Source organism: Saccharopolyspora erythraea (assembly GCF_018141105.1).
Taxonomy (GTDB): Bacteria; Actinomycetota; Actinomycetes; order Mycobacteriales; family Pseudonocardiaceae; genus Saccharopolyspora_D; species Saccharopolyspora_D erythraea_A.
Genome location: NZ_CP054839.1, coordinates 8,080,241 through 8,105,192, shown reverse-complemented (window position 1 = coordinate 8,105,192; position 24,952 = coordinate 8,080,241). Strand labels below are relative to the sequence as shown.

The 24,952-nt window shown below is 72.2% G+C and carries 22 protein-coding genes; 14 read left to right on the top strand and 8 right to left on the bottom strand.

Going from position 1 to position 24,952, the window contains the following annotated elements; genetic code table 11:
* Positions 1–6: 6 nt before the first annotated feature.
* Both grpE and HUO13_RS36580 read right to left on the bottom strand, forming a co-directional pair.
* Positions 7–486, bottom strand: coding sequence for a nucleotide exchange factor GrpE (gene grpE / locus HUO13_RS36585; protein WP_432757807.1), 480 nt, complete (start codon positions 484–486; stop codon positions 7–9).
* Positions 487–490: 4 nt separating this feature from the next.
* A complete protein-coding gene (locus HUO13_RS36580; protein WP_249124333.1) occupies positions 491–2,101 on the bottom strand; it encodes a dynamin family protein in 1,611 nt (536 codons plus the stop codon).
* Positions 2,102–2,392: 291 nt separating this feature from the next.
* Here HUO13_RS36580 and HUO13_RS36575 point away from each other — a divergent pair, with 291 nt between their 5' ends.
* From HUO13_RS36575 to HUO13_RS36555, 5 genes are all read left to right on the top strand, one after another.
* Positions 2,393–3,556 carry a sensor histidine kinase gene (locus HUO13_RS36575; RefSeq protein WP_211903400.1) on the top strand — a complete coding sequence of 388 codons (1,164 nt, stop codon included), beginning with the start codon at positions 2,393–2,395 and terminating at the stop codon, positions 3,554–3,556.
* Positions 3,557–3,566: 10 nt separating this feature from the next.
* Positions 3,567–4,223: a response regulator gene (locus HUO13_RS36570; RefSeq protein ID WP_211899384.1), complete on the top strand. Its 657-nt coding sequence runs from the start codon at positions 3,567–3,569 to the stop codon at positions 4,221–4,223.
* 66 nt (positions 4,224–4,289) lie between these two features.
* Positions 4,290–5,087: an HAD family hydrolase gene (locus HUO13_RS36565; protein ID WP_211899383.1), complete on the top strand. Its 798-nt coding sequence runs from the start codon at positions 4,290–4,292 to the stop codon at positions 5,085–5,087.
* A 178-nt stretch (positions 5,088–5,265) separates the two neighbouring features.
* Positions 5,266–6,204, top strand: coding sequence for an ABC transporter ATP-binding protein (locus tag HUO13_RS36560; protein ID WP_211899382.1), 939 nt, complete (start codon positions 5,266–5,268; stop codon positions 6,202–6,204).
* Between the two features lies 1 nt (position 6,205).
* Positions 6,206–6,928 carry a hypothetical protein gene (locus HUO13_RS36555; protein ID WP_211899381.1) on the top strand — a complete coding sequence of 241 codons (723 nt, stop codon included), beginning with the start codon at positions 6,206–6,208 and terminating at the stop codon, positions 6,926–6,928.
* A 476-nt stretch (positions 6,929–7,404) separates the two neighbouring features.
* On the opposite strand, the gene HUO13_RS36550 is transcribed toward HUO13_RS36555, so the two are convergent.
* Positions 7,405–7,857, bottom strand: coding sequence for a universal stress protein (locus HUO13_RS36550; RefSeq protein WP_211899380.1), 453 nt, complete (start codon positions 7,855–7,857; stop codon positions 7,405–7,407).
* 340 nt (positions 7,858–8,197) lie between these two features.
* Here HUO13_RS36550 and HUO13_RS36545 point away from each other — a divergent pair, with 340 nt between their 5' ends.
* From HUO13_RS36545 to HUO13_RS36535, 3 genes are all read left to right on the top strand, one after another.
* Positions 8,198–8,698 carry a hypothetical protein gene (locus tag HUO13_RS36545; RefSeq protein ID WP_211899379.1) on the top strand — a complete coding sequence of 167 codons (501 nt, stop codon included), beginning with the start codon at positions 8,198–8,200 and terminating at the stop codon, positions 8,696–8,698.
* Between the two features lie 211 nt (positions 8,699–8,909).
* Positions 8,910–9,623: a tRNA (guanosine(46)-N7)-methyltransferase TrmB gene (gene trmB / locus HUO13_RS36540; RefSeq protein ID WP_211899378.1), complete on the top strand. Its 714-nt coding sequence runs from the start codon at positions 8,910–8,912 to the stop codon at positions 9,621–9,623.
* Between the two features lie 163 nt (positions 9,624–9,786).
* On the top strand, positions 9,787–10,929 hold the full coding sequence (locus tag HUO13_RS36535) for a nitric oxide synthase oxygenase (RefSeq protein WP_211899377.1): 1,143 nt from the start codon (positions 9,787–9,789) through the stop codon (positions 10,927–10,929).
* 235 nt (positions 10,930–11,164) lie between these two features.
* Here the strand turns inward: HUO13_RS36535 and HUO13_RS37985 are convergent, their stop codons facing one another.
* On the bottom strand, positions 11,165–11,416 hold the full coding sequence (locus tag HUO13_RS37985; protein WP_249124332.1) for a DUF418 domain-containing protein: 252 nt from the start codon (positions 11,414–11,416) through the stop codon (positions 11,165–11,167).
* Positions 11,417–11,536: 120 nt separating this feature from the next.
* Positions 11,537–13,765 carry an FtsX-like permease family protein gene (locus HUO13_RS36525; protein WP_211899376.1) on the bottom strand — a complete coding sequence of 743 codons (2,229 nt, stop codon included), beginning with the start codon at positions 13,763–13,765 and terminating at the stop codon, positions 11,537–11,539.
* A 131-nt stretch (positions 13,766–13,896) separates the two neighbouring features.
* Between HUO13_RS36525 and HUO13_RS36520 the strand changes: the two genes are divergently transcribed.
* Positions 13,897–15,111 (top strand): RNA-guided endonuclease InsQ/TnpB family protein, encoded by a 1,215-nt coding sequence (locus HUO13_RS36520; RefSeq protein ID WP_211899375.1) that lies wholly within the window; start codon positions 13,897–13,899, stop codon positions 15,109–15,111.
* On the opposite strand, the gene HUO13_RS36515 is transcribed toward HUO13_RS36520, so the two are convergent.
* Positions 15,112–15,825: an ABC transporter ATP-binding protein gene (locus tag HUO13_RS36515; RefSeq protein ID WP_211903399.1), complete on the bottom strand. Its 714-nt coding sequence runs from the start codon at positions 15,823–15,825 to the stop codon at positions 15,112–15,114.
* A gap of 203 nt (positions 15,826–16,028) precedes the next feature.
* Here HUO13_RS36515 and HUO13_RS36510 point away from each other — a divergent pair, with 203 nt between their 5' ends.
* From HUO13_RS36510 to HUO13_RS36500, 3 genes are all read left to right on the top strand, one after another.
* Positions 16,029–17,807 carry a sensor histidine kinase gene (locus HUO13_RS36510; protein ID WP_211899374.1) on the top strand — a complete coding sequence of 593 codons (1,779 nt, stop codon included), beginning with the start codon at positions 16,029–16,031 and terminating at the stop codon, positions 17,805–17,807.
* Entirely contained in the window at positions 17,804–18,466 is a 663-nt protein-coding gene (locus tag HUO13_RS36505; RefSeq protein ID WP_211899373.1) for a response regulator, read from the top strand. Before HUO13_RS36510 ends, HUO13_RS36505 begins: the two co-directional genes overlap by 4 nt.
* Positions 18,467–18,739: 273 nt before the next feature.
* Entirely contained in the window at positions 18,740–20,080 is a 1,341-nt protein-coding gene (locus HUO13_RS36500) for an amidohydrolase family protein (RefSeq protein WP_211899372.1), read from the top strand.
* A gap of 263 nt (positions 20,081–20,343) precedes the next feature.
* Here the strand turns inward: HUO13_RS36500 and HUO13_RS36495 are convergent, their stop codons facing one another.
* Positions 20,344–21,027, bottom strand: coding sequence for an SDR family oxidoreductase (locus HUO13_RS36495; RefSeq protein ID WP_211899371.1), 684 nt, complete (start codon positions 21,025–21,027; stop codon positions 20,344–20,346).
* Between the two features lie 102 nt (positions 21,028–21,129).
* On the opposite strand from HUO13_RS36495, the gene HUO13_RS36490 reads away from it, so the two are divergent.
* Positions 21,130–22,473: an MFS transporter gene (locus tag HUO13_RS36490; protein ID WP_211899370.1), complete on the top strand. Its 1,344-nt coding sequence runs from the start codon at positions 21,130–21,132 to the stop codon at positions 22,471–22,473.
* A 16-nt stretch (positions 22,474–22,489) separates the two neighbouring features.
* Here HUO13_RS36490 and HUO13_RS36485 read toward each other — a convergent pair whose 3' ends face one another.
* Positions 22,490–23,470: a helix-turn-helix transcriptional regulator gene (locus HUO13_RS36485; protein WP_211899369.1), complete on the bottom strand. Its 981-nt coding sequence runs from the start codon at positions 23,468–23,470 to the stop codon at positions 22,490–22,492.
* 62 nt (positions 23,471–23,532) lie between these two features.
* Here HUO13_RS36485 and HUO13_RS36480 point away from each other — a divergent pair, with 62 nt between their 5' ends.
* The gene (locus HUO13_RS36480; RefSeq protein ID WP_211899368.1) at positions 23,533–24,921 is read left to right on the top strand and encodes an FAD-binding oxidoreductase; all 1,389 of its coding nucleotides are present in this window, start codon (positions 23,533–23,535) and stop codon (positions 24,919–24,921) included.
* Positions 24,922–24,952: the final 31 nt, after the last annotated feature.

Here is a 24,952-nt window from a genome sequence, read left to right as displayed (position 1 = left end):
CTCCGATCACCGCGGCGCGGTGTCGTGCAGGCGGTACACGGTGACGATCGGGGCGCGCAGCACGCGGTCGCGGTCGGCGAAGCCGAGCACCTCGGTCTCGGCGATCATGCCGTCCAGCGCCGGGTCGTCGGTGGGCATGGTGCCGCCCGCCTCGTGGTGGGCGGGGTCGAAGCGCATGCCGTCCGGGCGCAGCGCGACTACGCCGATCCCGCCCAGCCCGTCGGACAGCCGCTCCACCACACCGCTGCTGCGGGCACGGTCCATGGCGTACATGCAGAGCTGGATCAGCGTCGCCCGCTCGGCCAGCGCCTGGTTGAGCGGGCTGGCGAGGGCGTCGGTGTCCACCGCGGTCATGTCTGCCCCCAACTCGGAGTCGGAATCCGGGGCCGTGGCCGGCCCTCCCTCCGGATCCGACGCGGTGGACGCCGCTCCGGTTCCACTGACGGGTGAAGTGCCGGACCGGCGAAACCAACCCCGCATGGCCATCCCCTCACGCCCCCTGCGCCCGCAACTGCTGCCAGATCAGGAAGTAGGCGCGGTGCACGACGTGGGCGATCCGGCTCTGCGCCGGCGTCGCCCCGAACGACGAGAACGAGCGCCACCAGCCCGCGCGCTCCAACGCGTAGTCGGTCAGCTCCTGCCTGCCGCGGCCGGGCAGCCCCAGCTGCTCGCCGACGTCGGAGGCGCTGCCGACCCGCATGACCTCCTCGGCGAGGTCCTCGGGCATCTCCACCGCGCCGGAGGCGACCAGCGTCAGCGCCTCCAGCAGGCGGAGCTGGTGGGCTTCGGGCTTGGCGAGCAGCACCTCGATCCCGTCGTGGACGCGCTGGCGTTCACCCTGGTCGCCGGAGGCGTGCGCGAGGGCGGTGACCGACGCCAGCGCGGCGGCGGCCTTGATCCCGTCGGCACGGGCGCGGAACACCGAGTCGAGCCTGCTCATCACCCCGGCCAGACCGGAGGAGTCCAGCAGCCTGCGGCGCAGGTCGCCCGCGGTGATCTCGGGCTCGGCGCCGATCGCGGCCAGCGCGTGCCGGATGCCGTAGAGGTCCATCCGCTCCAGCAGCCGGCTCCGCACCCCGGCGGGCACGTCGCAGTCCCAGCTGGTGAACAGGTCCGCCGACATCAGCAGCGTCTCGCGGGTGACCTCGTCCAGCGCCGCGAGCTGGCGCAGCGCGTCGGCGTCGGCGGAGGTGAACCCGCCGGTCTCGGTGGTCTCGGCGAGCAGGCCGATCACCGGGAGCACGTCGGCGACGCGCGGCTTGAGCAGGTGGGCCTGCTTGTCGGCGATCAGCTTCGCCGCGGTCCACACGTCGCCGCCGGACTCCGACACCGAGTCGGGCTCGATGGTGTCGGCCTTGTTCAGCACCGCGATGGCGTTGACCGGCCCGGCCTCCCGGCTGGCGGTGGCGGCGGTGAAGGACGCCAGGGCCTGCTGGTCGTCGGCGCGCACCGCCTGGGTCACGACGTAGAGGACGGCCTCGGCGCCCGCGACGGCGTTGCGCGAGACCGGGTCGAGGTCGTCGTCGCCCGCGTCGTCGTCGCCGCGCCTGGTGCCCAGCAGCTCCTCGGTGCGGGCGACCGACGCGGCGTCCAGTGACCCGAGGCCGGGGGTGTCGATCACGGTGAGGTCGCGCAGCACCGCGTTGGTGAGGTAGGCCTCGAGGTGGGAGATCTTCTCGAGGTCGATGCCCAGGTCGGCGGGGATGCCGCCGTCGGCGTCGAACGGGATGGCCTGCTTGCCGCCGTCGTGGAACACCACCTCGACCCGGTCGACGGTGCCGTACTGGAAGCGGGTCACCAGCCGGGTGCACTCACCCACGTCCGTCGGCGCGACCCGGCGCCCGATCAGGGCGTTGACCAGCGTGGACTTGCCGGACTTGATCCGGCCGGCGACCGCGACCTGCAGCGGCGCGGAGAGCCGGCGCAGCACCTCCCGGAAGCCCTCGGCGGTGCGCTCGGAAACCTGCGGCTGCAGCCCGGTGCAAAGCGCGGCCACGGCGGACGACAGCGGACCGGGCCAGTGTTGATGCTCGGTTCCCGTACCCACCACGGCCCTTTCGATCAGCGGCGACACCCGCGCCGGCCGGCGCGTGCGCAACATCCTGCCACGGCCCGCGCGCCAGTCGCGCCGATCTGGACGAACCCGGTTGCGGGCTCCGGGACGGTGGCGGAGGGGGACGCCAGCACCTGTCTGGTCGGTGGAGAGGTCTCGATCGACAAGCGTGGCGCGTGCACCCGCCGGCGGTTGAACGCTTGTCAGGCGTCGGCCACCACCCGAGTTGATCTACTTCCGTCGTACGACCAGAGGTGTACGGCGCCGTCGCCGCCAGGATGACGTCCGGAGGGGCGGGTCCTGCCTAACCTCGACGGAGTGCGAAGGCTGAGTCTGTGGATGCGGGAGCATCCGGTGGTCGGCGACTCCACCATCGCCGCGCTCATCCTGCTCCTGGACCTCAGCGAGCTGCTGGCGGCCGTCGGGGACCGGGGTGTCCCGCCGTGGCTCTACGCCGCCGTCGGTGTGGTGGCGGTGGTGCCGCTGTGCATGCGCAGGCGGTGGCCGCTGTCCTCCGCCTACGTGGTCCTCGCAGGCCTGGCGCTCATGGTCCTCACCCAGGACGGCGCGATGGTGCGGGCCGCGGGCCTGGCCGTGTGCGTCGCCGTCTACACGCTGGTGGCCTATGCCGGCCGGCGACCGGCCGCGTTGTACACGTTCCTCGCCGCCGTGGTCGTGGCCTCCCAAGTCCTGTTCAAGACGCCATCGTCCGACGACCGGGGCAACGCGATCACCGTGATGGTGATCGTCTACGTCCTGGTCGCCGCCGTCTGCTGGGTGCTCGGCGAGTTCGTCGGCGCCCGCAGCGCCTACAACGCCGAGGTGGAGCGGCGGCTGCGCCGCCTCGAGTTCGAGCAGGACCAGCAGTCGCGGATCGCCGTCGCCGAGGAGCGCAACCGGATCGCCCGCGAGCTGCACGACGTCCTCGCGCACTCGGTCAGCGTGATGATCACGCAGGCCGACGGCGCCTCGTTCGCCCTGTGCAGCAAGCCGGAGATGGCGGAGAAGGCGCTGCGGACCATCGGCGAGACCGGCCGCGACGCGCTGTCGGAGCTGCGCGGCCTGCTGGAGGTCCTGCGCAACCCGGACGAGGGTGGCGGCCGCACCCCGCAGCCCACCGCGGCCGGCCTGCGCGAGCTCGCCGACCGGGTGCGCGGGCTCGGGCTCCCGGTCGAGCTGCGGCTCGACGGCGACTTCGAGGTGCTGCCGACCGGCATCGGGCTCGCCGTCTACCGCATAGCGCAGGAGTCGCTCACCAACGTGCTCAAGCACGGCGGACGCGCGGTGCGGGCCGCGGTGCACGCCGCCAACGACGGGGAACGGATCGAGATCGAGGTGCTCGACGACGGCGCGCGGCGGGAGGCGACCACGCCGGTGTCCAACGGCAACGGACTCATCGGCATGCGCGAGCGGGCCACCGTCTACGGCGGTGAGCTGCACGCGGGACCTCGTACCGAGGGCGGCTGGCGCGTGCGTGCGGTGCTGCCGCTCCCCCGTGGTTAGGCTGGCGAACATGGCTCGTGTCCTGCTTGTGGACGATCAGGAACTCATGCGAATGGGCTTCCGCATGGTGCTCGAGTCGCAGGACGACCTGGAGGTCGTCGGCGAGGCGGGCAACGGCGAGGAAGCCGTGGAGCTGGCCAGGAGCCTGCGGCCGGACGTGGTGCTGATGGACGTCCGGATGCCGGTCGTCGACGGTGTGGAGGCCACCCGGCGCATCGCCGCGGAGGGCAGCTCGAAGGTCCTGGTCATGACCACCTTCGACCTCGACGAGTACGCGCTGGCGGCGCTGCGCGGCGGGGCCAGCGGCTTCCTGCTCAAGGACACCCCGCCGGACGGGCTGGTCACCGCGGTGCGCTCGGTCGCCAGCGGCGACGCGGTCGTCTCGCCCAGCGTGACCAGGCGGCTGCTCGACCGCTTCCTCGGCGGCGACGGCGGCGAGCTGCGCGACCCAGGTGTCCTGGACGTGCTCACCGAGCGGGAGCGCGAGGTGCTGGTGCTGGTCGCCAAGGGACTCTCCAACGCAGAGCTGGCGTCGCGGCTGTTCCTGTCGGAGGCCACCATCAAGACCCACGTCGGCCGCATCCTGTCCAAACTGGACATCCGCGACCGGGTGCAGGCCGTGGTGATCGCCTACGAGACCGGACTGGTGCGTCCCGGTGAACGGTGACGCGCCGACTATGAGATCTGCCGCGTCGCGGGGCGCGCACGCGCCGGACGCGCATAGCCTGCACTGGTGTCCTCCGCCTGGAAGCCCAAGCTGATCGCCCTCGACGTCGACGGGACCCTGCTCGACCCCGAGACCCAGTCCGTCTCCGAAGTGGTCCGGGCCGCCGTGCGGCGGGCGGTCGACAGCGGAGCCCAGGTCGTGGTCGCCACCGGCAGGACCACGCTGGGCACGCGGCCGATCCTGGCCGGGCTCGGCCTTTCCGGCGGTGTCGCGCTGTGCTCCAACGGCGCGGTCCGGATGGACGCGGCCGGCGGCTCGGTCCTGGCGGTGGAGACCTTCGACCCCGGGCCCGTGCACGCCGCGCTCTCCGAGCGCCTGCCGGGCGCGATCTACGCGACCGAGCGCGTCGGCGTGGGCAGCCTGGTGAGCAGCCTGTTCGACGAGGAGGAGTTGCACGGACCGCAGCAGCTCGCCGGGCTCGGCGAGCTGGTCGCGCGGCCCGTCCCGCGGCTGATCGCGAACTGGGTCGGCCACGCCCCGGAGGAAGTGCACCACGTCATGGGCGGTGTCGAGCTCCCGGCGTGCACGATCACGCTCGACCACTACGAGCCGTGGGTCACGGTCGTGCCCGCCGGTGTGACGAAGGGCTCGGCGCTGGAGAAGCTGCGCACCGAGCTGGGCATCGCCGCCGAGGACACCTTCGCCGCGGGTGACGGCGACAACGACATCGAGATGCTGGAGTGGGCCGCGCACGGCGTGGCGATGGGCCAGGGACCGGCCGTCGTGCACGCCGCCGCGAACGAGGTCACCGGCCCGGTCTCCGAGGACGGCCTGGCGACCGTGCTGAACCGCATCTTCGGCTGATCGCGCCTGTTCTCAGGGGTACTGCGGGCAAACCCTGAGACGACCGTCACCGCGCGGGCGCGCGAGTACGACCTGAGGACGACTGTGCTCTGGCCCATCGACCGATGACGGCCACCGGCGGCGCCCGGCAGAGTGGGCCCCGCAAATCGCGAGAACGCCGCCGCTCACGGGAGTGATCATGATCGAGGCTGCCGGCCTCACCAAGCGATACGGCTCGACGGTCGCGGTCAACGACCTGTCGTTCACCGTGAAACCGGGCAAGGTCACCGGGTTCCTCGGGCCGAACGGCGCGGGCAAGTCGACCACGATGCGGATGATCCTCGGGCTCGACGCGCCGACGTCGGGACGGGTGCTCATCGACGGCATGCCCTACCGGGAGCTCAAGCACCCGCTGCGCAAGGTCGGGGCGCTGATCGACGCGAAGTGGGTGCACCCGAACCGCTCGGCGCACGCCCACCTCAAGTGGCTCGCGCGGTCCAACGACCTCCCGCTGAGCCGGGTGGACGAGGTGCTGGCCATGGTCGGGCTGGAGCAGGTGGCCAAGCGGCGCGCCGGCGGCTTCTCGCTCGGCATGTCGCAGCGGCTGGGGATCGCGGCCGCGCTGCTGGGCGACCCGGAGATCCTGATGTTCGACGAGCCGGTCAACGGCCTGGACCCGGAGGGCATCCACTGGATCCGCCGGTTCATGCAGGGCCTAGCCGCCGAGGGGCGCACCGTCTTCGTGTCCAGCCACCTGCTCTCGGAGATGTCGCTGACGGCCGAGGAGCTGGTCGTCGTCGGCCGCGGCGAGCTGATCGCGCAGTGCAGCACCGAGGAGTTCGTCGACGGGGCGAGCATCGCGTCGGTGCGGGTGCGAACCCCGCAGGCCGGGGAGCTGCGGGCGCTGCTGGACGAGCAGGGGCTGACCGTCCAGCAGCCGCTGGACGGCACGCTGCTGGTCGGCGACGCCACCAGCGAGCAGCTCGGCGAGCTCGCCGCCCGCAACGGCATCGTGCTGCACGAGCTGACCACCCAGCGCGGCTCGCTGGAGGAGGCCTTCATGCAGCTCACCAGCCAGGCGGTGGAGTACCAGACGGACCTCGGCGGCGCCGCCGCGCTGACCACGGCAGGGAAGTGAAATGACACTGCTCGCAGTTGAACGCATCAAGCTGTTCTCCACCCGCTCGCCGTGGTGGTGCACGATCGTCGCGCTCGGCCTGACCATCGGCTTCGGCTGGCTGTTCGTGGCCAACATCGAAAACCCGACGCTGTCGATGAGCCAGCAGGGCTCCCAGTTCGGGCAGATGGTCGTGATGGTGATGGCCGCGCTCGCGGTCACCACCGAGTACCGGTTCGGGACCATCCGCTCGACGTTCCAGGCGGTGCCCAACCGCACCGCGGCGCTGCTGGCGAAGACGACGGTGGTCGCGCTGCTGGCGCTCGTCGTCGGCGAGGTGGCCGCGTTCGGTTCGTGGCTGGTGGCCAAGGTGGTCGCCCCCGCGGGCATGGAGCTGGCCACGGCGGAGGACTGGCGGCTGGTGGCCGGGGTCGGCCTGGTCTTCGCGCTGTGCGCGGTCTTCGCGGTCGCCGTGGGCGTGCTGGTCCGCCAGAGCGCGGGCGCGATCACCATCATGCTGATCTGGTCCATGCTGGTCGAGAACCTGGTGGCGGCGATCCCGAACATCGGTGCCGACATCCAGCGCTGGATGCCCTTCACCAACGCCAACCACTTCCTATCGGAGAGCTCCCCGTTCGGCTCCCCCATGCCGTTCGGGCCGTGGGGATCGCTGGCCTACTTCGCCGCGATCGTGTTCGCGGTGCTGGCCGCCGCGCTCGCGGTGGCCAACCGGCGGGACGCCTGACCAGGCCGGATGTGATCGGGGTGAAGCGCGAGATCAACTTCGCCGAAATCCCTGATGGGGCCGGAGATAACGAAACGTTACCCCTCCCGGCCGAGAGGCTGGTCACGTCAACCGATAGGATCTCCGCAAAGCATCGTCCGCGGCAGCGCCGCGCGACACGCCGGTACCGATCCGGTGGAAGACGTCCGATGTGGACGTCCTGACCGGTCGGTGGTGGAGCCGGGCACGCGCCCGGCACGCACAACAGGATCGACCGACTGCACAAGCGCTCGGGGGCGCCGCGGTCGGGACGGGGGAGGGCCCGGGCTGTCATTCGGGGGATGGCCCGGGCCCTGTGCTGTCCAGGGCCTCTTCGAGGCGGGGCTGTCCAGGGCCTCTTCGAAGCGGTGGCTGTCAGGGCGTCCCAGGCGGGGTTCTCCAGGGCTCCTCCAGGGCGAGCCGACCGCCTCCGGCGCCCGCTCCGTTCCGGCCGCGCCCTAGATGTTCGGGCGGACCACCAGCACCGGGCACGCCGCGTGCCGCACGACCTGCTCGGCGACCGAGCCGAGCATCAGCCCGGCGAACCCGCCCCGGCCGCGGTGGCCGACCACGAGCAGGTCGGCGCCGCGAGAGGCCGAGAGCAGCGCCTGCGGTGACGGCGAGTGCACTATGTGGAGCTCGACCGGCACCTGGGGCTCGGAACCCAGCTTGCTGTCGACGATCCGCTGGGTGTCGGCGATGACCGCCTGCTGGTACTGCTCGGTGCTGGGCACCGTCCCGGGCGGACACTCCTCCGGTCGCGGCGCCGTCCGCATGCTCCACGCTCGCACCACGTGCAGCACGGTCTCCCGCCGCTTGGCCTCCTCGGCGGCCAACAGCAGCGCGCGCACCGACGAGGCCGAGCTGTCCACCCCGACGGCGACCCCGCCGTCGATCTCGACTCGTTGCATCGTGTGGTCCACATCCCCACTTCAACGTCCAGCGCCCGGCTTGTCGAGCCGAGTTGCCGGTTGCATCCCCAACGAGTTGTGAAGTTGTGACGTTGGACACAATTGTGCACGAAGTGTCACGTTCTGGCGCCCCAGTGGTAATGGATGGGTAGAACGTTTTGTCCCGAACCAGCGTCGCTTGGGGGCATGCGCCGTTCGGGAGCCACCCACGCGGTGTGCTCGCGACCTTCTCAACAGCAGATGGGGTGGGCAAATGGTGCGTTCCGCTGAACGTCCGACTGCGCAGGCACAACCGGTCCAGGCACCACGGAGCCGGCAGCACCCGCGACCCGGGACCGACGTGCACCTGGAGCCGGTGCCGCGCCTGGAGTGGTCGCTGGCGACCGAGATCCATCCGCTCGCCGACGAGCCGGCCCGGCCGGCGGCGCTGCGCAACAGCTGGGTCCACACCGCCCCCGAGGAGCAGGTGCTGGAACTGTTCCGCAGGCTCCAGGGGGCGCAGCGGCGGCTGCCCGCGCCGTGGTGGCTGCGGGCGCTGGACCGCGGCGAGCTGCCGTCCCGGGCCAAGGCGTTCGAGTTCGAGGACGAGGTCCACACCCTGCTGACGGGTCGTCCCGGCTGGGTGTTCGTGCCGTGGCGCGCGCTCGGCGAGATCGGCTACTGGGAGTACGGCCCGTCCGACCGCGGCCCGATGAAGGCGCCCACGACGGTGCTGTTCACCGACCAGCACCCCGGCTGGGTCCACGTCTTCGCCGCGCACCGCGACACCTCCCCGCTGCCGGTGCCGGTGGACCGGGCTCCCGGTCTGCTCTCGGCGTTGCCGCAGATCGAGTCGTGGTGACAGCAGCGGCGTCCGTCCCGAGCCGGCCGGCCACACGGGCCGGTGCATTGCCGGGCGACAGCGTGCGGGCAGGCCGTCCAGACGGGCGGTGAGGTCGGCTGCCGGAGCCGGCCGGACGGCCACCGTCCAGGCCGACGCCGTCCGGCGTGCGTCCTCGCGGCCCGGCGGGCAATGGCCGCCCACCATCGGCGGTTTGCGATACTGGCTCCTCGTGAATGCCTCTGACCAGCAGGTTCCGTTTCGTCGTACGGTCGTCAGCTACGTCCAGCGCGGCGAGCGCATGACGAGCGGCCAGCAGCGGGCCTGGGACCAGTACTGGCCGGATCTCGGCGCCGAGGTCACCGCGCTGCCGGAAGGCCCGCTCGACACCACGTCGTGGTTCGGCCGCCGGGCGCCGGTGGTGCTGGAGATCGGTTCGGGCATGGGCGAGACCACCGCTCAGCTCGCGGCCGTCGCGCCCGAGGCCAACTACCTGGCCATCGAGGTCTACAAGCCCGGTCTGGCCCAGCTCATGCTGCGCGCCGAGAAGCTGGAGCTGACCAACCTGCGGCTGCTGCGCGGCGACGCGATCGTCCTGCTGCGCGACCACGTCGAGCCAGGGTCGCTGTCGGAGGTGCGGATCTACTTCCCGGACCCGTGGCCGAAGAAGCGCCACCACAAGCGCAGGCTGGTCCAGGACGCCTCGGTCGAGCTGATCACCTCCCGGCTGGCACCGGGCGGTGTGCTGCACATGGCGACGGACTGGGAGAACTACGCCGAGCAGATGCTCGAGGTCTGCCAGGACCAGCCGCTGCTGCACAACCGCTACGCCGACGAGCCGGGTGGGTGGGCCCCGCGTCCGGACTGGCGGCCGGTGACGAAGTTCGAGAACCGCGCCCACGACGAGGGCCGCGTGGTCCACGACCTGATCTTCGAGCGCATCTAGGCGGATTTCCTCACCCGATCGGACGATCAAGGGGTGGGGTAGCCGCGCCGATGCACATCACAGCCGGTTGGGAGATCGCCGGATCAGGTTGCGAAAGTTCACAACAAAGACTGGCTGTGCGAGAGTGCCGCGTGACCGTTGATCGAGACTATTTTACGGGTCCGTGACGGCTATTCGCGGCGATGCAACCCCGGCCCAGCAGAGCGCTCCCGCAGGTTCCGGTTCGGCGACGACCGACGTCGCGGCGGCCGAGGAGTTCCTGCGCGCGTTCCACGACGCCCACCCGGAGGCCGGGGAGCCGGACCCGCGGCTGGCCGAGGTCCGCGCCGAGATCGCCAGGACCGGTACCTACCGGCACACCCCGGAGGAGCTCGCCTACGGCGCCCGCGTCGCGCTGCGCGACAGCGGATGGTGCACCAGCGGCGTCCCGTGGCGGCGGCTGCTCGTGCGCGACCTGCGCGGGCTGCGCAACGCCTCCACGGTGGCCAAGGAGTGCTTCGAGCACCTGCGGCTGGCCACCAACGCCGGTCGCATCCAGCCGCTGATCAGCGTCTTCGCCCCGGACTCCCCGCACGAGCCGGGGCCGCGCATCTGGAACGAGCAGGTGGTGCGCTACGCCGGCTACGCGGGTCCGGGCGGGGAGGTGCTCGGCGACGCCCGCTACGTCGGCTTCACCGCCGCCGCGGAGCGGCTGGGCTGGCGGCCGCCGAAGACCCGGGGGCGCTTCGACCACCTGCCGCTGATCGTGGAGACCGCCCACGAGGGGCCGAGGACGTTCACCGTCCCCAGGGACCTGGTGCAGGAGGTGCCCCTGGAGCACCCGGACCTGCCGTGGTTCTACAAGCTGGGGCTGCGCTGGCACAGCGTTCCGCTGGTCAGCAACATGCGGCTGCTCATCGGTGGGATCACCTACCCGGCGGCGCCGTTCAACACCTGGTTCGTCGGGACCGAGATCGGCACCCGCGGTCTGGCCGACGAGAGGGCCTACGGGTTCACCCGCGAAGTCGCTGACCAGATCGGCCTGGACACGACCTCGGAGCGGACACTGTGGCGGGACCGGGCCATCGTCGAGATCAACCGGGCGGTGCTGTACTCGTTCGACTCCGCCCGGGTCACCATCACCGACCACCACAGCGAGACGCTGCACCGGCTGGCATGGCTGCGCACGGCACCCGAGGAAGGCACCGAGCGGCCCGCGTTCGTCGCGGGCGGGGAAGCCGGCCGGCGGGCCAGGAAGGGAGCACCGGCGTGCTTCCCGCTGGTGGCCCGGACGGCGCCCGCCCGGGCCACCGGCGAACCGGGCTGACGACCGGGACTCCGGCCGGACGCCCGTGTGGAACGCGGTGCTGGACATGGTTCGGATCAACTCTTCCTCGTCCGGCCCCTTCAGTGCCGGGCTCGGGGCGAGTCCGAGAAGTCGGGTAGTACCGAGCTGGCCGCCATCAGCAGCAGCACACCCACGGCGAGCACCGTGCCCGCGACCGTCAGCAGAGTGGTGAACATTTCGGTGAACCTCCTGGTTGTCGTGCGTTTTCCGGTACTCAGAATCGCTGTCGGAAGGCGCTGGACGTATCGGCCAAGTGGCTGGTGGCACCGGCCCTCCGGCCGGTCTCGGAGTGACCGGACCGGCCGGAAGGGTGACGCGCGGGCGGTTCAGCGAACCGATCGGCGCAACGGGACCAGCCGCCACCGCGTGGCGCGGCGCCAGACCGGCTCCAGGGGCCCCAGCCGAAGTTGCGCAGCCACCAGTGCGAGAAGGCCCATTGGGCGGCCAGGATGCCGATCGCGAACATTAGCCCCCGGCCGTAGCGGTAGGAGTCCTGACCCGGGCGATCCCGAGGACGGGTCACCCGGGCGCCCGCCCGGTCGAGGAACAGCGCGAATGGTCAGGCGTTGTGCCGGCTGGTCATGGCTCACTCGTCCGCGAACGGCTCGGAAGCGCCCCGGCGCAGCATCGGGCCGCTCGCCGACGCCGCCAGGACCGCGACCAGCACGCCGAGCGCGACCGGTGCGAACATCCAGGGGCTGAGCGCCCCGTCGATCTCGAACAGGCTCAGCAGGCCGTAACCGACCCCGACACCACCGGCACCCGCACCGAGCGTCGCCACCAGGGCGGGCAGCGCGGCCTCGGTGCGCAGCGCCCGCGCCAGCACCCGCCGTGGCGTGCCTGCCGCGATCAGCGCGCCGAAGGTCCTTCGCCGGTCGACCACAGACGAGGCGGCCGTGATCGCGGCGCTGCAACCGGCCAGCACGGACGCGATGACCAGGCCGATCGCCGTGATCCGGCGCAGGTCGCCGAGGACCGTCTGCTCCTCGGCCAGCACCAGTTCGCGGCTCTGGACGAGGGAGCCGGGCGCGGCCAGCGCCATCGCGGTGCGCACCTCCTCGCGGTCCGCGTCGCCGCGCGGAGCGACCGCGACCGTGGTCTCACCGGTGGTCAGCACGCCGGGCACCAGGCTCGGGTCGACCAGCACCGAGTCGATGAGGTCGGGGTCCTGACCCCCGAGCGGGCGCACCGGCGTGCCCGGCGGCACCGGCACTCCGCCTTCCTGGCCGTTCGACACCCCGTAGCCGCCGGTGGGCACCACCCGGAGCTCGGACGCCTGCAGGTTCAGCGCCGGATCGGCGCGGACGCTCGGCGGACCGGTGCACGCCCCGACTGCCATGCGGCTGACCTCGGCCGCTTCGGCGCAGCCGATGACCAGGCCGGAGTAGGAATCCTCGGGCGTCTTCACGACGACCCTGCCTGCAGTGGCCACCGTCGCGTCGGTGCCGGCGCGCGCGAGCTGTTCGGTGATGAGTCGCTGCTGCTCAGCGGCCTGGGCGTCGGGCACGTTCATGTACAGCACGGAGTCTTTGAAGGACCGGCCGCCGCCTGCCTGCGACTCGAAGCCGGGCAGCAGCGTCAGGGCCATCGAGCCGACGAACACTGCGAGCACGACGCCCGACGCCGAGCGGTAGGCGGCCTTCGGGTCGTTGCGCAGCCGGCGTCCGGCCAGCAGGGTCGACGGCCGCCGCCACAGCTTCGAGAACAGCGTCCCCAGCACGGCGGTCAGCCACGGTCCGGCGACCGACGCCGACAGGACGATCACCACGAGCGAGGCGAGCAGCACGGCGATGTTGCCGGTCTTCTGCGCGAACGCGAGGCCGACGACGAAGAACGCGGCCGCCGCGGCGATCGCCAGCAGGCGCCACACCTTCGGCGCCTTCTTCGAGTGCTCCATCGCCGCCCCGACCGGCGCACGCACCACCCGCCGGAGCCCGAGCACCGCGGCGAGCACGACCAGCGCGGGAATTCCCGCGGCCACGCCGAGGACGGTGGCCGACGAGGGCGTGAAGTCGGAGGCGAGCCAGGTGCCGCCGCCCCACGGCACGTGCATCACGAGCATCCGCAGCGGCCAGCCGAGCAGCAGCCCGGCCGCGGTGCCCGCCACGGCGGCGAACGCGGTCTCGGCGGCGACGGTGGCCACGACCTGGCCCGGGGTCGCGCCAGCCAGCCGCAGCGCGGCGAGGCGCCGTTCGCGGCGGGCGGCCGTCAGCCGCGACGCGGAGGCGACCAGCACCAGGCTCGGCGCCGCGAGCAGCGCGATCCCGACCCACGCCAGGAACTTCAGCAGGAAGTCCTGTGTGCCGGCCTGCGCGGCGGCCCAGCCGCCCTCGTGGTCGGCGGCGGTGGCCTCCAGCGCGCCCGGTGGGTGCGCGACCACCGCGACGAGCTGTTCCGGGTAGCGCAGGTACTCGGGGCCGATCGTGCCGACGACCTCGCCGGGGAAGCGGTCGGCGAGGTCGCCCGGCGGCAGGGTCCTGGTCAGCTCGGCCAGCCGTGGCGAGAGCAGGACCTGCCCCGGCGCGGGGAGGCGCGGTGCGTCCGCCGGGACGCGCGGGTCGCCGGAGACGTCGAGCCGGGTGATCTGCTCGCCCCGCACGAAGTCCGCGCTCGACAGCGAGGTGCCGGTGGGCGCGGCGTGCTCGGCGTACTGCCACTGGGAGCGCTCCCCGCGCGCGTCGACGGCGTTGGGCAGGCTCGAGAGCAGTACGACCAGCGCGGTGCCGACCGCGACGCCCAGCGCCGTGAGCACCGCCGACAACCGGGAGCGGGAGTCGCCCCGCAGCACGCGCAGCGCCAACTGCACGGGATTCATCTGAAATCCAATCAGCGGATACCCCGGCCTTCAGGCCGGGGAGGAGCCGATCCCGAGTGCTGTTCGGTGACCACCCGAGATCGAGACTCACTAGTTGACATGTTGTTTGCTAAGTCATGGCGAGGGTGCCGGTGAAGCGGGCGTACAAGTACCGCGTCTATCCGACCGTTGCGCAGCGGCAGGAGTTGCTGCGCACGTTCGGTTGCGTCCGCAAGGTCTACAACCTCGCCCTGGATGCCAGGACCCGCGCGTGGTTCACCGAGCGACGTCGGGTGAACTACACCGAGACCTCCGCGATGCTCACCGCGTGGAAGAAGACCGACGCGCTGTCGTTTCTGGGTGAGGTGTCGTCGGTGCCGTTGCAGCGAACGTTGCGGCATCTGCAGGGTGCGTTCACGGCGTTTTTCGACAAGCGCGCGCAGTACCCGCGTTTCAAGTCCCGCAAGAAGTCCCGCCAGTCGGCGGAGTACACCCGCTCGGCGTTCACGTACCGCGATGGGCAACTCACGCTGGCGAAGATGCCCGAACCTCTCGGCATCGTGTGGTCGCGCCCCCTGCCGGAGGGTGCGGAGCCGTCCACGGTGACCGTGTCGCGAGACGCGGCTGACCGGTGGTTCGTGTCCCTGCTGGTGGAAACGGCGGTGGAACAGCACATCCCGGCCGATGCCGCCGTGGGTGTGGACGCGGGCATCAGCTCGCTGGTCACGTTGTCGACCGGCGAGAAGATCACCAACCCCCAGCACGAGAAGCGGGACCGCGCCCATCTGGCAAAGGCTCAGCGGGAACTTGCCCGCAAGCAGAAGGGCAGCAACAACCGGGCCAAGGCCCGCCGGAAGGTCGCCCGTGTGCACGCGCGGATCACCGACCGGCGCCGGGACCACCTGCACAAGGTCACCACTCGACTCGTCCGCGACAACCAAACGGTCGTGATCGAAGACCTCAACGTGCGAGGCATGCTGGGCAACGGCAAGCTCGCACGCGCGATCTCCGATGCCGCGTGGTCGCAGTTCCGCACGATGCTGGAGTACAAGGCTGGCTGGTACGGCCGCGAGGTGATCGCGGTCGACCGGTGGTTTCCCTCCAGCAAGACGTGTTCCGCGTGCGGCAGGCTCACCGAGAGGATGCCGCTCAACGTCCGCACCTGGACGTGCTCCGGCTGCAACACGGCCCACGACCGGGACGTCAATGCCGCGAAGAGCATTCTGGCCGCCGGGCTGGCGGTGTCGGCCTGTGGAGCCGGTGTAAGACCTCAACGGGAGACCTCCCGGACGGGGCAGTCGGCTGGGAAGCAGGAACCTTCCGGCGCGAGCCGGAAGGGAATCCCCGCCCTTCACGGCGGGGAGTAGTCAAGCCGCTACCACCCCGTCGGCGATGCGGCCGTCGCGGATCTCGACGATGCGGCCCGCGCGGGCGGCGAGGTCCCGGTCGTGCGTCACGATCACCACGGCCGCACCGGTCGAGGCCGCCGCGCCCAGCAGCGCGCGCATGGTCTCCGCGCCGGTGCGGGTGTCCAGCGCCCCGGTCGGCTCGTCGGCGAAGATCACCTTCGGCTGGTGGGCGAGTGCCCGCGCGATGGCCACGCGCTGCGCCTGACCACCCGAGAGCTCGCCGGGCCGCCGGGTCTCCATGCCCGCCAGTCCCAGCCTGCCGAGCCACTCGCGGGCCCCGGCCATCGCCTGCTGCCGGTTCGCGCCAGCCAGCAGCAACGGCAGCGCGGTGTTCTCCTCGGCGGTGAGCTCGGCGACGAGCATGCCGTTCTGGAAGACGAACCCGAACTCCCGCCTGCGCAGCTCGCTGCGCTTGGACTCGCCGAGGCGGTCGACCCGGTGCCCGTCGAGCGCCACCTCACCGTTGTCGGGGCGCATGACACCGGTGAGTACGTGCAGCAGGGTCGTCTTGCCCGACCCGGACGGCCCGACGATGGCCAGCACCTCGCCTGCCGAGATCCCGATGTCCACCCCCGCCAGCGCGTGGTGGTCGCCGTAGCGCTTGACCAAACCCCGCCCGACCAGCACCGGACGCCCGGTCGACGGACCGGTCGCGAGCAGGCCGGACGCCATTGGACCTGACACTGTGCTCCTCCTGGTTCCCCTGCGCCGCGGCCCGACGCCGAGCGCGATCGGTGACCAGGTTCGTCGCGGCGGGGTGCTTCGCGGCTCCTCCCGCGGGCCGGAGCACGCGCGCGGGCGGTCGGCCGATCGGTCGGCCGTTTCGGACCTATCGGCCAAGGGTGCGGCGATCACGCGCCCGATACCGTCATGCCGTGAGCGAGTACCCGACGACCCCCACCGCTTCGACCTGGGCGGCCCGGCTGCGCGGGCTCGTGCGCGCGCAGTGGATCTTCGCGCTGGTCATCGGCCTGGCGTGGTGCGGGGAGATGGTGCTCTCGATCGATCGCCCCGATCGCGACGCCGTCGTGCTCCCAGGACTCACCGCGATGGCGGCGCTCGCGGTGCTGGCCCGCCGCTGGCCGGTGTTCTGCGGGCTGGCCGGTGCCGTCGCGCTCGGCGCGAGCACCATCGCGATCGGCTACTTCGACGCCGACTCCTACTCGTTCGGCCTGCTGGCCGTCCGGCCCACGGAGAACATCGCCGGCCTGGCCATGGTCGTCTACGTCTTCTGGCTGCGGCCCAAGCGCTACGCGATCCCGGTGACCACCGCGCTGGTCGTGTCGTGCCTGGTGGCGCTCTTCGCGCGTACCTCCGAGTCCTACGTCTACGCCAGCCAGGACGCCTCGCGCTCGGTCGGTGTCGGCTTCGTGGAGCTCGTCCTCGCCGTCGGCACCGGTGTGTACCTGCGAGGGCGCAAACCCCGCTCCGACGACACCCCGTTGCAGGCCCTGCTGCGCAGGCAGTGGCCCGTGATGGGCGTGCTGTTCGCGTTCCTGTGCCTGGAGCTGCTCAGCGGTGACGGCGTGGTGTCGACGGTGATCGTCGCGCTCGGCGGCGCGGTGCTGGCCGTGCTCGCGGTGCTCGCTCCGCTGCGCCCGTCGGAGACCACGATGCTGGGCGCGGTCGCGCTGGCGACCACGGCGCTGACGATGTGGATCACCGGCGCCGGGGCCAACACCTGGCTGCTCGGTCCGATCTCGCCATCGGCGATCGCATCGGGGATGATCCTGCTGGCCTTCAGCACCCGCTACGCGCCGCCCCGCAACGCCGTCTGGAACGGCTGCGCGCTGGTGGGCGCGGCCCTGTTCGCGCTGTTCGTGACGCCTTCCGGCGACTCGGTCCGGGTCGGCGACTACCTCAGCTTCCTGTTCATGGGCGGGTTGCTGCTCGTGCTGTCGGTGGGCACCGGCGTCTACTTCCGGGCCCGCGACGACGAGCGGGCCAGGACCGTGCACAGCGCGGTAAGCAGCGCCCAGCAGGCCGAGCGGATGGCGCTGGCCCGCGAGCTGCACGACGTCGTGGCCCACCACGTCACCGGCATCGTGGTGCAGGCGCAGGCCGCGCAGCTGGTGTCGGAGAAGAACCCGCAGGCCGCGACCGAGGCGCTGGCGCGGATCGCCGACAGCGGCACCGAGGCGCTGACGGCGATGCGCCGCCTGGTGGCCAGCATGCGCGGCGCCGAGCCGGCCGGTGCCTCGCAGGTCACCGAGCAGGCCACCACGGACCTCGAGGCCGACCTGCGGGCGTTGGTGCAGGGCGCGCAGCGGCACAGCTCCGAGAGCGTGAGTCGCGCCCACATCGACCTGTCGGTCGACATCCGCCACGAGATCCCGCTGGAGGTGGCGCGGTCCGCGCTGCGCGTCGTGCAGGAGTCGCTGACCAATAGCGGCAAGCACGCGCTCGACGTCTCGCGCGTCGAGGTCGCGGTCACCTCCAACGAGACCCACCTGCACACCCGCGTCGCCGACGACGGCAACGGCACGCACGCCCGTCCGGTCGGCGGGTCGGGCGGATACGGTTTGGTCGGAATGCGCGAGCGCGTGGAACTGCTCGGCGGCCGGTTCCACGCCGGCCCCGGTGACCACGTCGGCTGGCGCGTGGAGGCGTGGCTCCCGCTGGGCGAGCAGAACAAGGAAGAGGGCGCTGCATGATCCGGGTGCTGATCGCGGACGATCAGGAGATGGTGCGGGCGGGGTTCCGGATGATCCTGGAGTCCCAGGGGACCATCGAGGTCGTCGGCGATGTCGCCAACGGTGTCGACGCGGTGCGCGTGGCCCGCGAGAAGCGGCCCGACGTGTGCCTGATGGACATCCGGATGCCCGGCATCGACGGGCTGGAGGCGACCAAGCAGCTCGCCGGCCCCGGGGTGACCGACCCGGTGAAGGTAGTCGTGGTCACCACCTTCGACCTCGACGAGTACGTGGACGCCGCGCTGGCCAACGGCGCCAGCGGCTTCCTGCTCAAGGACGCCGGGCCCGCGTTGCTCCTCGAGGCGATCCAGGCCGCGGTGCGCGGTGACGCGCTGGTGTCGCCGCAGATCACGGTCCGGCTGCTGAAGCACTTCTCGCAGTCGCGGGAGAGGGTGCGCTCGGCGGTCGCGCCGCCGAAGGAGGAGCTGACCGAGCGCGAGCTGCAGGTCGTGCGCGCGACGGCGAAGGGGCTGACCAACACCGAGATCGGCCGGGAGCTGTTCATGTCCCTGTCCACGGTGAAGACCCATCTCGCGGCGGCGCAGGCGAAGATCGGCGCCCGCAACCGCGTCGAGACCGCGGCCTGGGCGTGGCGCAGCGGCCTCATGGAGAACCTCTGAGCCGTTCGGGCCGCAACGGCGCCCCGGGAGGCTCGGGGCCGCGCCCGCGGTCGGCCGGACGGCCGGGCCGCGCGGCCGATCGACCGAGGTGACCGGGCCTTTCAGCCGAGGTCCGCGGCCCGTCCGGCGCGGATGCTGGAGGCATGGAACAGCGACTTCCCGGCAAGGTCACCGACATCGTCGTCCTCATCACCGTCGTCGTGTTCGTGCTCGCGGCGGGCGCTGCGATGTGGCTCTCGATGAGCACCATCGGCGGGCGGTAGGTCCGGCAGAATGCGGGCCATGCCGATCGCACTACGCCTCCACGCGCCGATGGCGCTGCCCTGCGACCCGAACTGCTCGATCATCCGGGACGCCGTGGTGGACGTCGACGCGGAAGGTCGAATCCTCTACTGCGGTCCGCGCGTCGACGCACCGGCTCGGCCCGCGGACGCCCGGGTCCGGGAGTGCAGCGGAATCCTGCTGCCCGGACTGGTCAACTCCCACGCCCACAGCCCGATGACCCTGCTGCGCGGCATGGGCGCGGACCTTCCGCTGCTGCCGTGGCTGCAGGACGTGATCTGGCCTGCCGAGTCGCGGCTGCGGCCCGCCGACATCCGGGCGGGCATGGAGCTGGGCTGCGTGGAGATGCTGCGCGCGGGCGTGACCACCAGCGCGGAGATGTACTTCGGCGGCGAGTCGGTCGTCGAGGGCGTGCTCGCCGTCGGCTCGCGGGTGGTGCTGGCCTCCGCCGTGATCGACACGCCCGCGCTGAGCGCCTTCGGCACCTGGCAGGACATGGTCGACGGGCTCAGCGGCTGGATCGACGCCGACGGGCTGCGCTTCGGTCCCGGTGAGCGTGTCGAGCTCGCCTACGGCCCGCACTCGGCGTACACGCTGCCGCCGGAGGCGCTGGAGACCATCGGCGGGGCGGCGCGGCAGCGCGGTGCGCTGGTGCACACCCACGTCGCGGAGACCCTGCAGGAGGACGTCGCGCAGCGCGAGGAGTTCGGTTCGGTGCCCGCGCTGCTGGAGAAGGTCGGGCTGCTGGGCGGGCGGGTGCTCGCCGCGCACGGCGTGCACCTGAGCGACGACGACATCGCCCTGTTCGCGCGGCGCGGCGTCGGGGTCGCGCACTGCCCCGGCTCCAACGCCAAGCTCGCCTCCGGCACGGCGCGGCTGGTCGACCTGCTGGCCGCCGGGGTGGCGGTCGGCCTGGGCACCGACGGCCCGTCGGCCAACGACGACCTCGACCTCTGGGAGGAGATCCAGCTCGCGGGCCTGTTCGCGCGCACCGTCACCGGCGAGGCCACCGCGCTGAGCGCGGACGCGGCGCTGCTGGCCGCCACCCGCGGCGGCGCCGACGCGATCCACCGCGACGACATCGGCGCGCTGGAGCCCGGCCGCTGGGCCGACGTCGTGCACCTGGACGTCGACAACCCGGCGTTCGCCACCGGCCTGGACGCCCCGGACGAGCAGGTGCTGGCCAACGTGGTGTGGGCGGCGGGCTCGCGCTGCGTGCGCGACGTCTGGGTCGCGGGCGAGGAGGTCCTGCACGACCGGGAACCCACCCGCGTCGACCGCAGGCGGGTTCAGGCCGCGGCCCGCACCGCCGCCGCCCACGTCAGGGACTGACCGGCCGCTTACTCCTCCGGGCGGCCGCACCGGCCGCCCGGAGCGACGTCGGCGTGTTCAGAGGCGGTCTCCGAACTCACCTCGCGCAGCGGCTCCGGTGGCGGAACCTCAGGCGCCCTCCGGCTCCGGGATCTTTTTCTGACGTATCAGCCATACGCTGCGAAAAAGCTGTCCTCGCCAGAGAACGCCTGAGAACCCGCGGCGGTGCCGGCTTCGCGGATGGGCCAAGCGGCTGCGCCGCTTCGAAGACCGAAGACAGGCTCTCAGGCCGGGCGGATGACCAGCTCGGTCATGTGCGCGTCCCGGGAAGACCGCACGGCGGAGACGATCGGCTCGGCCACCGACTCCGGGCGCAGGTAGTTCTCCGGCTCGAACTCGCCGCCTTCGGCGGCGCGCACCCCGCGCTGCATGTCGGTGGCGGTCCGGCCGGGGAACACCGAGGTCACGCGGATTCCGCTGGCCGCTTCCTCCGCGCGCAACACGTCGGCGAACGCGCGCAGCGCGAACTTGCTGGCAGCGTAGGAGCCCCAGTTCGGCTTGGCCGACAGGCCCGCGCCGGAGTTGACCAGCACCACGTGCCCCTTCGCCGCGCGCAGCGCGGGCAGCAGCAGCCGGGTCAGCTCGGTGACGGCGAAGAGGTTGATCTCGAAGGTGCGGCGCCACGAGTCCGGCGGCGCGTCGGCGAGCGGCGCCAGCTCGACCAGCCCGGCGCTGTGCACGAGCACGTCCAGGTGGTCGATCTCGGCGACCGCGGCGGCCACCGACTCGTGGTCGGTGAGCTCGACGGGCCAGGGGCGGGCGCCGGGGATGTCGGCGGTGACCTTTTCCAGGGAAGTGGTGTCGCGGCCGCCCAACAGCAGGTCGTGCGTGTCGGCCAGCGAGCGGGCCACGGCGGCACCGATGCCACGTGAGGCACCGGTGACCAGGGCAATCGGTCGTTCGGGCATACCCGCAACGGTAGTCGGGAGGCTTCGCCGTCCCTCGACCGGCCGTCCCACCAGGCGGTCGCGGTCTTGACTGCGGCGGGTGCGGCGGCTTAGGACTGGCCGGTGAACAGCGCCGACGCCACCGCAACCGGGCTGGGGAACCGCGTGGTCCGCAAGGTCGCGGTCCGGCTCATGCCCTTCCTCTGCCTGCTCTACTTCGTCAACTACCTGGACCGGGTCAACATCGGCTTCGCGGGCCCGAACGGGATGAACGAGGAGCTCGAGCTCTCGGCCACCGTGTTCGGGTTCGCCTCGGGGATCTTCTTCCTCGGCTACCTCGTGCTGGAGGTGCCCAGCAACCTCGCGCTGCACCGCTTCGGCGCCCGCAAGTGGCTGGCCAGGATCATGATCTCGTGGGGCGTGGTGGCCACCGCGATGGCGTTCGTGCCGAACGCGACGACGCTGGTGGTGCTGCGCTTCCTGCTCGGCGTGGCCGAGGCGGGCTTCTTCCCCGGCATCATCCTGTACCTGACCTACTGGTTCCCGGCCGCGCAGCGCGCGAAGGCGGTGGCGCTGTTCATGGCGGCGGTGCCGGTCTCCAGCGCCATCGGCGCGACCGTCTCCAGCGTCCTGATCAGCGGCGGTGAAGGGGTCTTCGGGCTGTCGGGCTGGCGGTTCATGTTCGTGGTCGAGGGCGTCCCGGCGATGCTGCTGGCCGTGGCCACCTGGTTCTACCTGACCGACCGCCCCGAGCAGGCGAAGTGGCTGGCGCCGGAGGAACGGCGGTGGCTGACCGAGCGGCTGGAGGCCGAGCGCCGCGAGACCGAGGCGAGCCACCACTGGCCGCTGCGCAAGGCGCTGACGCACCCGCGGATCATCGCCCTGGCGTTCGTCTACTTCGGAATCGCCTACGGCCTCTACGCGCTGGGCTTCTTCCTGCCGACGATCATCGCCGGGTTCGAGCAGCAGTACGGCACCGAGATGACGACGGTCGAGTCCGGGCTGGTGACCGCGGTGCCGTACGTGATCGGCGCGGTCGCGATGGTGATCTGGGCCGCCCACGGCGACCGCACCCGCGAGCGGGTGTGGCACGTGGCGCTGCCGATGCTGCTGGGCGGGGTCAGCATTCCCATCGCCCTGTACCTGGGCAACCCCTACTCCGCGATGGTCGCGGTGACGATCTGCGCCGTCGGCGTCTGCGCCGCGCTGCCGACGTTCTGGGCGCTGCCGAGCAACTTCCTGTCCGGCGCGGCGGCGGCAGGCGGCATCGCGCTGATCAACTCGCTGGGCAACATCAGCGGGTTCGCCGCGCCCTACATCACCGGTGCGCTGCGCGACGTCACCGGCTCGCAGCGGGCGGGGCTGTGGGTGGTCGGCGCGGTGATGGTCGTGGCGGCGCTGGTCGTGCTCGTGCTGCGCGCGGCGCCCCGCGAGCGGGTTCAGACCGAGCCCGGCGAGGTCGTGTGAGGCACCACGTCTCGCACTAGCCGGAGAGCCGGCGGCCGAGTTCGCGCACCCGGCGGACGATCTCGTCGGGTGCGTCCAGGCTGTACTCCGCCCCGAGCGCGGCGACGGCCGCGACGTACTGTGTCACCAGCTCCGGGGATTCCGCGCTCACACGCACGGTGCACCGCCGGGTGCCGCGGTCCTCGATGTCGCCGGGTAGCGGGGCGAACAGGCCGACCCGCACCTCCTCCGCGGACAGCGCGACGCTGATCCGCGCCGTGTACGTGTACCGGGCGCTGGCGAAGGACCTGGTCAGGTAGGTCGCGGGGTCCGGCGCGGGCAGCTCGCGGGGTTCGTGGTGCCTGCGGGTGGGGCTGGGCCGTTCGATCCGGTCGACGCGGAAGGTGCGCCAGTCCTCGCGGTCCGGGTCGTGGGCGAGCAGGTACCAGAAGCCCTGGACCGTGACCAGGTGGTGCGGTTCGACGCGACGCGCGCTCGGCTCGCCGCCGCGGCCCCGGTAGTCGAAGGACAGGATCTCCCGGTCGCGGCAGCATGCGGCCAGCACGGCCAGGACGGCCGGGTCCACGCGCGGTGTGGGGTGGCGGTGCGGCGCAGCCGCGGTCGCTCCGGTGACGGCCGCCAGCCTCGGCCGCAGGCGCGCGGGCAGCACCTGTTCCAGCTTCGCCAGCGCCCGCATCGAGCTCTCCTCGATCCCGGCCACGCTCCGGTTGTCGGCGGTGGCCAGGCCGATGGCCACCGCGACGGCTTCGTCGTCGTCGAGCAGCAGCGGCGGGAGGTCGCGGCCGGACACCAGCCGGTAGCCGCCCGCCGTGCCGGTGGTGCTCCGCACCGGGTAGTCGAGCTCCCGCAGCCGCTCGACGTCGCGGCGCACGGTCCGGTCGGTGACGCCCAGGCGGTCGGCGAGCTCGGCACCCGACCACTCCCGCCTGCTCTGGAGCAGCGACAGCAGCCGCAGCAGCCGCCCCGGCATGCCCTTGCGCGTCGAGGCTGCGTCCATGCGATCGAGACTGCCACGCCATGCGGACAAGATGAGTCCGGAACGCGCCCTAGCTTGGCGGCATGTCTGGAGCAACAAGGGAACTGAGCACCGCCATCGCCTCGCTTTCCGACCGCGTGCGCGGCCCGGTCTTCACCCCGGACGCCGCCGAGTACGACGCGGAACGGACCGGGTTCCAACTGCTGGGGCCGCACCGCCCGGCCGCGATCGTGGGCGCGACCGACGCGCGGGACGTCCGCGCCGCGGTCGAGTTCGCCGCGGCGCACGGTGCGCGGGTGGCTGTGCAGGCTGGAGGTCACGGTCTGAACGCGGCGCTGGAGGGCGGCGTGCTGATCGGCACCCGCCGCATGTCGGACGTCCGGGTGGACCCGCGGGCCCGCACGGCGTGGGTGGAGGCGGGCGCGAACTGGCAGGAGGTGATCGACGCGGCCGCCCCGCACGGCCTCGCCCCGCTGTCGGGCAGCTCGCCGGGCGTGGGCGCGGTCTCCTACACGCTCGGCGGCGGTGTCGGGCTGATGGCCCGGCGCCACGGGTTCGCCTCCGACCACGTGCGCCGCTTCGACCTGGTCACCGCCGACGGGCACCTGCGACGCGTGACTCCCGAGGAGGAACCCGACCTGTTCTGGGCGCTGCGCGGCGGAGGCGGCAACTTCGGCGTGGTCACAGGCATGGAGATCGGCCTGGTACCGGTCACCGCGCTGTACGGCGGCGGTCTGTACTTCGACGTCGAGCAGGTGCCCGGGGTGCTGGAGTCCTGGCGGCGCTGGACGGCCGGCGTGCCGGACGAGCTGACCTCGGCGGTGGCGATGCTGCCGTTCCCGGACCTGCCCGTGGTGCCGGAAGAGCTGCGAGGCCGGCACGTGGCCCAGATCCAGATCGCCTACCTCGGTTCGGAGGAGGAAGGCAGCAGACTGGTCGAGCCGCTGCGCGCTCTTGGCCCGAGCCTGCGCGACACGCTGCGGATGCTGCCTTTCATCGAGTCGAGCAAGGTCTTCGACGAGCCCGACCGGGCCCACGCGTACCGCTCGTCCAACCTGCTGCTGCCGGACCTCGACCCCGAGGCGCTCGCGGCCCTGCCCAAGCTCGCCGGACCGTCGGCGCCGGTCATGTGCGTGGTGGGCATCCGCCACCTCGGCGGCGCGCTGGCCCGTCCGCCGAAGACCGCGAGCGCCGTCGGACACCGCGACGCCGGGTACTCGCTCGGGGTCCTGTCTCCCGTCGCACCCGGCGAGGAGGACCTCGTGCGCGCGACGCACCTCGACGCCCTCGAACCGTGGTGGGGCAAGGAGATCGGCCGCTCGCTCAACTTCAGCTTCGGCCCGCTCGACGAGGAGCAGGTTCGCTCGGCGTTCGCGCCGCGCGACTACCGGCGCCTCACCGAGCTGAAGGCCCGCCACGACCCGCACGCGCTGTTCCACAGCAACCACCCCGTCCCGCCGGCGGGCGGCTGAGTGCCTGTCTTCGAACTCGCCTTGCGTGGCG